At 54.8% G+C, this 5,121-nt stretch carries 4 protein-coding genes and 1 pseudogene; 4 read left to right on the top strand and 1 reads right to left on the bottom strand.

Annotated elements, in window-relative coordinates:
• Positions 1-127: 127 nt before the first annotated feature.
• A complete protein-coding gene (locus K5905_RS27115) occupies positions 128-1,108 on the bottom strand; it encodes a diguanylate cyclase (RefSeq protein ID WP_297590126.1) in 981 nt (326 codons plus the stop codon).
• A gap of 441 nt (positions 1,109-1,549) precedes the next feature.
• On the opposite strand from K5905_RS27115, the gene K5905_RS27120 reads away from it, so the two are divergent.
• The 4 genes and pseudogenes from K5905_RS27120 to K5905_RS27135 all read left to right on the top strand — a co-directional run.
• Positions 1,550-3,934, top strand: a complete 2,385-nt coding sequence (locus tag K5905_RS27120) for a putative monovalent cation/H+ antiporter subunit A (RefSeq protein ID WP_297590128.1) — start codon at positions 1,550-1,552, stop codon at positions 3,932-3,934.
• Positions 3,934-4,353 (top strand): Na(+)/H(+) antiporter subunit B, encoded by a 420-nt coding sequence (locus K5905_RS27125; RefSeq protein ID WP_297590131.1) that lies wholly within the window; start codon positions 3,934-3,936, stop codon positions 4,351-4,353. The genes K5905_RS27120 and K5905_RS27125 overlap by 1 nt, the downstream gene beginning before the upstream one ends.
• Complete coding sequence (locus K5905_RS27130; protein ID WP_297590133.1) at positions 4,353-4,730, top strand: Na+/H+ antiporter subunit C; 378 nt, start codon at positions 4,353-4,355, stop codon at positions 4,728-4,730. Before K5905_RS27125 ends, K5905_RS27130 begins: the two co-directional genes overlap by 1 nt.
• A 5-nt stretch (positions 4,731-4,735) precedes the next feature.
• Positions 4,736-5,121: pseudogene (locus tag K5905_RS27135) on the top strand (Na+/H+ antiporter subunit D); the annotation flags it as partial.

The following is a 5,121-nucleotide window of genomic DNA, read 5'->3' on the forward strand; positions in this document are numbered from 1 at the left end:
GACTTTTGGCGTGCCGTCCTTCCGGTGGGGAGTATCGTCGTTCATTCCTGACCTTTTGATTTAGACGTTCCGGGCAAGAAATAAGGGGACGACTCGATCACGGCAAGACAGATAGACGTGAGTGATCTCAGGCCGTCAGCACATTCATTACTGTTTTGACCCGGTTTCCACCTTCCTGCCGAGCCTGGAAGACGCAGTTTTCTGCAGCAGCCAGAATATGTTCGCAGCTGTCTGAAACGCCGGATTTGTCTGCCACGGCGCAGGCTGCGCCAACCGAGGCAGTGACGACACCGTGCCCTGCAATATTGTCCGGATTGGGGATTCCAAGATCCTGAATCGCCATCTGGATATAGGCGCTTATCGTTTGTGCACCGACCTCATGCGTTCTGGGAAGCAGAATAGAAAATTCAGAAGACGCTGTGCGGGCCGCGATATCGGCCGGGCGACGGACGGTTTCCTTCAATGTCGATGCCACTTTGATGAGACAGTCTTCAGCCGCTGTCGGACCAAAGTGTTCGCTCAATGCTTCAAATCGATCGATTGAAACCTTGATCAGGCTGGTATGTGATTTTTCACGAAGAGCAAGTGCCCATTCCCGGTTCAGACTGTCCTCGAATGCGCGGCGGTTAAAAAGACCGGTTATGGGATCGGTGCGGGTTACAGATTCAAAGAAACGTTCCAGTTCCTTTCGTTTGGAAATGCTGCGGAAGTAGACGGCGAAGGCATGGTGTTGCCCGGAAACATCCCTGAGGAGATGCGTGTTGACTTCGACCCAGATCAACGAGCCGAATGCGGTTCTGAGCTGAACGTCGGTGCGGGGGAGAGGGCTTGAAGGATCTGCTTTGCCCGAAAGAATGTGCTGCAGGATTTCCGCTTCGCTGTTTGGAGTGTCGAGATAGACAAGGTCGCTCAGATGATCCGCGAGTTTTCCCGCACTCCAGCCCAGAAGTCTCTCGGTGGCGAGTGAAGTAAAAACAGGTCTGCCGTCAAGCGCCAGCAATACAAGTGCATCGTTGCTCAGGTTTACAAGCGTCTCGAAGTCGATGCCGGTTTGGCGGGGCAGGTCTCGACCGGAAGACAATGCTTCCTTGATGCTGTCCGATATCATTTTTACCTCACTCAGGATATCGCTTGCTGCAATTTGATCATGGCACAACCGCCTCTTCGTGACACAACCTTCACTGTCTATGAACGGTATTCCGACTTTGAAATCAAGAGGTCTGATTTTTCCAGATCCAGGAAGGGCTGAAGGTGGGATACACCAGCATTCAGTCGAATTCGTGAGCATTTGGAATTTGAAACAGGGGGTGAGATCCCAAGTTCATTGCAAAGCTACGTATACTCTGAGTCAGGTTCGCATTTTCTCGGCAAAAACCCCTAGGTGCAGCGTCCAAAAAGAGCGGAAATCGTTCTTCAGGTGCTTGAAGACGGCTATACACATGCCTAAGACATGTCATTAATCTTGCGGCCCGCTATTATTCGGCAAACAAGTGTTGATTCGAGATGATTGGCACCTGCCGTTTCTTGCTAAACGTGACGAAAGCTCAGAATGACGCCAGCAGTGATTGACGACACCACTCTCTACGCCGTTCTGGCTCCGTTCGCGGCGGCTGTGGTTGCTCCCATCTTGACCCGCTGGTTCAAGCACAACGCAGCTTGGCCACTTGCCCTTGTGCCTGCCCTGATCTTTCTGCATTTCGCCGGATTTATCGCGCCGGTCTCAGAAGGGCAGAGCTTTGTTGCCGCCAAGGCCTGGGCGCCAAGTTACGGGATCAACTTTTCCGTCTATGTCGACGGCCTCTCGACGCTTTTCGCCTTGCTGATTTCAGGTATTGGAACCTTTATCATTCTCTATGCCGGCGGATATCTGAAGGGGCATCCGCAGCAAGGACGGTTTTTTTCGTTCCTCTTCATGTTCATGGGAGCGATGCTTGGATTGGTGCTTGGCAACAATCTGATCTCGCTTTTCATTTTCTGGGAACTGACCTCGATCACATCGTTTCTTCTTATCGGGTTCGATCATCTGCGCGCAGCTTCCAGAAGAGCAGCGATCCAGGCGCTTGTGGTGACAGGTGGTGGTGGTCTGGCATTGCTTGCAGGCTTCATCCTGATAATTGCAGCGACCGGCGAGATCGAGATGTCGACATTGCTCGGCTCTCCGGACATCATCAAGGACAGCGGTTTATACCTGCCGATCTTTATTCTGGTACTGGGTGGTGCTTTTACCAAATCGGCGCAGTTCCCGTTCCATTTCTGGCTTCCCAACGCCATGGAAGCTCCAACACCCGTGTCGGCCTATCTGCACTCTGCCACCATGGTGAAGGCAGGCGTTTACATGCTCATGCGCATGCATCCGCTTCTCGGGGACACGGTACTCTGGACAACCGTACTGCCGCTCTTCGGAGGAGTTACGCTTATTGTCGGAACCCTGCTCGCGGTCCGCCAAACGGACCTAAAACTGATGCTGGCCTATACGACCGTTGCGTCGCTCGGTCTGCTGGTCATGTTGACGGGTACCAGCCACGAAAAGGCCCTGGAAGGCGCGGTGCTTTACCTTCTGGCGCATTCGCTGTTCAAAGGCGCTCTTTTCATGGTTGCCGGTACGATCGACCATGAAGCGGGAACGCGAGACATCACGAAACTGGGCGGTCTGCGCTCTGCAATGCCGGTCACATTCGTCGCTGCCTGCCTGGCGGCTCTGTCCATGGCCGGCCTGCCGCCCTTCATCGGCTTCATTGCGAAGGAAGTTCTGTATTACGGTACTTGGGGGTGGCTTGAGCTCGGTCTCCCGATCACCATAGTCGCAGTGATCGGCAATTCCCTGATGCTGGTAATTGCCGCTGCAGTCGCCATCAAACCCTTCTTCGGTCCGAAGGTGGAAACACCGAAACACGCTCATGAGGGGCCCGTGCTGCTGTTCGCCGGACCTGTGGTTTTGTCCGTTCTGGGGCTTGTGCTCGCATTGACGGCTCACACGACTGGTGTGCTGTTTGTAGGACCGACACTGGCCTCCCTGACAGGTGTTTTTGCGGAACTGGATCTTCATCTACTGCCGACAAAGATCAACGCTCCGCTGATCCTCTCGCTGATTACAATTGGTCTCGGTATTACCCTGTTCACTCAGATCGACAAATTGCGGGCTCTGATCGCGTCCGTCCTGATGGCAATTGGCTGGGGACCGGACAAGGGGTTCGATCAGTTCGTCTCCGGAGTGGTCAGCATTTCAAGCCTGTTCACCCGGTTCGTACAAACCGGCAAAATGCAGACCTACATGCTGCTGACATTCGGCTTCACGGCCATTGCCGTGTTGGTTCCGGCCTATCTGGTGGACAGCTTTCCCGCGATGCCGAGAATGCCGGACTACCGCTTCTATGAATGGGGTATCCTGCTGATCGCCGTTTTGGGTTTGATCGCGGTTCTTGTCGCCAAAACCCGACTGACCGCCATCGTCTCTCTCGGGATCCAGGGATTTGCGGTTGCCCTGATCTTCATGATGTTCGGCGCTCCGGATCTTTCCTTCACACAGTTCATGGTGGAAACACTGTCGGTTGTCATTCTGGCTCTTGTCATGACAAGGCTGAACCTGTCGCCGCGCGATCATCGCTCGGTTCCTCAGGCCGTTCTGACCGGCGTGGTTGCCGTCGCTGTCGGCTTAGGTCTGACGTTGACGTTGCTTGCCATCACGCAACAGCCTTTCGATAGTCGCCTGTCGGACTTTTTCACTGAGTTCAGCCGTTCGATTGCCCATGGCCGCAACATCGTCAACGTGATCCTCGTAGACTTCCGCGGCTTCGATACACTTGGCGAAATTGCCGTCGTGGTTCTGGCCGGCCTGTGTGTTCTTGCCCTGATCCGGGTACGCACGAAACCGGACGAGGAGGAGCTGGCTGCTCCCAGCGAGATCTCAAAATCCAAACCTGCGGAGGTCCGCTGATGCGAACGGTAATTTTCCGCACTTTTGCTCCTTATCTGTCGGCGCTCATGGTGCTGTTTTCTATCTTCGTACTGTTGCGGGGACACAACGAACCTGGCGGCGGCTTTATCGGTGGCCTCATTGCAGCTTCCGCGCTGGCGATCTTCGGTATCGCCTGCGGTGTCGCTTCCGTTCGCCGGGCTATTGTGTTTCACCCCATGAGCATTTCCGGTTTCGGCCTGTTTATCGGAGCTCTGGCGGGTACGCTGTCGTTTTTCAAGGATCAGCCTTTCATGACCAGTCAGTGGCTGATTTTTGAAATGTTCGGCGTGGAAATCGCTCTTTCGACACCCCTGATCTTCGACATTGGCGTCTATCTCGTTGTTGTGGGGGCGATCGGATCGATCGCGCTTTCGCTTGAAGAAAGGGAGACGGACTGATGGAAGCTGGTGTTGCCATTCTGATTGGCCTCTTCTTCACCGTCGCTGTTTACCTGATGCTGTCAAAGCAGTTGGTGCGAATTCTGCTCGGCATCGCCATCCTCGGCAACTCGGTGAACATGCTCATTTTCACCAACGGCCGCCTGACGCGTGAAGTGCCGCCGCTCATTCCGCCGCATCTTTATGTGCCGGAAACCGCGACTGCCAATCCCCTGCCGCAAGCGCTGGTGCTGACGGCGATCGTGATTTCGTTTTCCTTTTTCGCCTTTCTTCTGGTTCTGGCATTTCGGGCCTATCAGGAACTGGGAACCGACGAAGTGAACAAGATGCGTGTTGCTGAACCTGAACACGACCAAACACCGCCGCAAGGGTACTAATTTACATGGCCGGTTCTTCCGTTTCCGTTGATCTTGCACAAGCCATGGCAACCGCACCCATAGCGGCAGGTGATTGGCTTTTGGTGGCGCCGTCCCTGATCACCATGCTGGGCGGGTCCTTGACGCTGATGCTGCGCAAGAACACTGATCTCCAACCGAAAGTCGGTATCGCATTTTTGGGCCTTCTCGTTCTTGCAAGTCTGGGTCTTCTGGTGCGCGTGCTGGATCACGGTGTCATTACAATGGTGATGGGCGGCTGGTTGCCGCCTTTCGGTATCGCCATTACCGCAGACGCGCTTGGTGCAACGCTGACCCTGATCGGGTCGGTGGTCGCCTTCTGTGCCGGGCTCTTTGCCATGGCGACCGTCGACAGCACCGGGCGGCGATATGG

It is taken from the genome of Roseibium sp. (assembly GCF_025698965.1).
Taxonomy (GTDB): Bacteria; Pseudomonadota; Alphaproteobacteria; order Rhizobiales; family Stappiaceae; genus Roseibium.

Bases quoted from the DNA above. Each gene is read 5' to 3' on its own strand.
- K5905_RS27120 (WP_297590128.1), top strand. From the start codon at position 1,550: ATGACGCCAGCAGTGATTGACGACACCACTCTCTACGCCGTTCTGGCT.
- K5905_RS27130 (WP_297590133.1), top strand. From the start codon at position 4,353: ATGGAAGCTGGTGTTGCCATTCTGATTGGCCTCTTCTTCACCGTCGCT.
- K5905_RS27115 (WP_297590126.1), bottom strand. From the start codon at position 1,108: ATGATATCGGACAGCATCAAGGAAGCATTGTCTTCCGGTCGAGACCTG.
- K5905_RS27125 (WP_297590131.1), top strand. From the start codon at position 3,934: ATGCGAACGGTAATTTTCCGCACTTTTGCTCCTTATCTGTCGGCGCTC.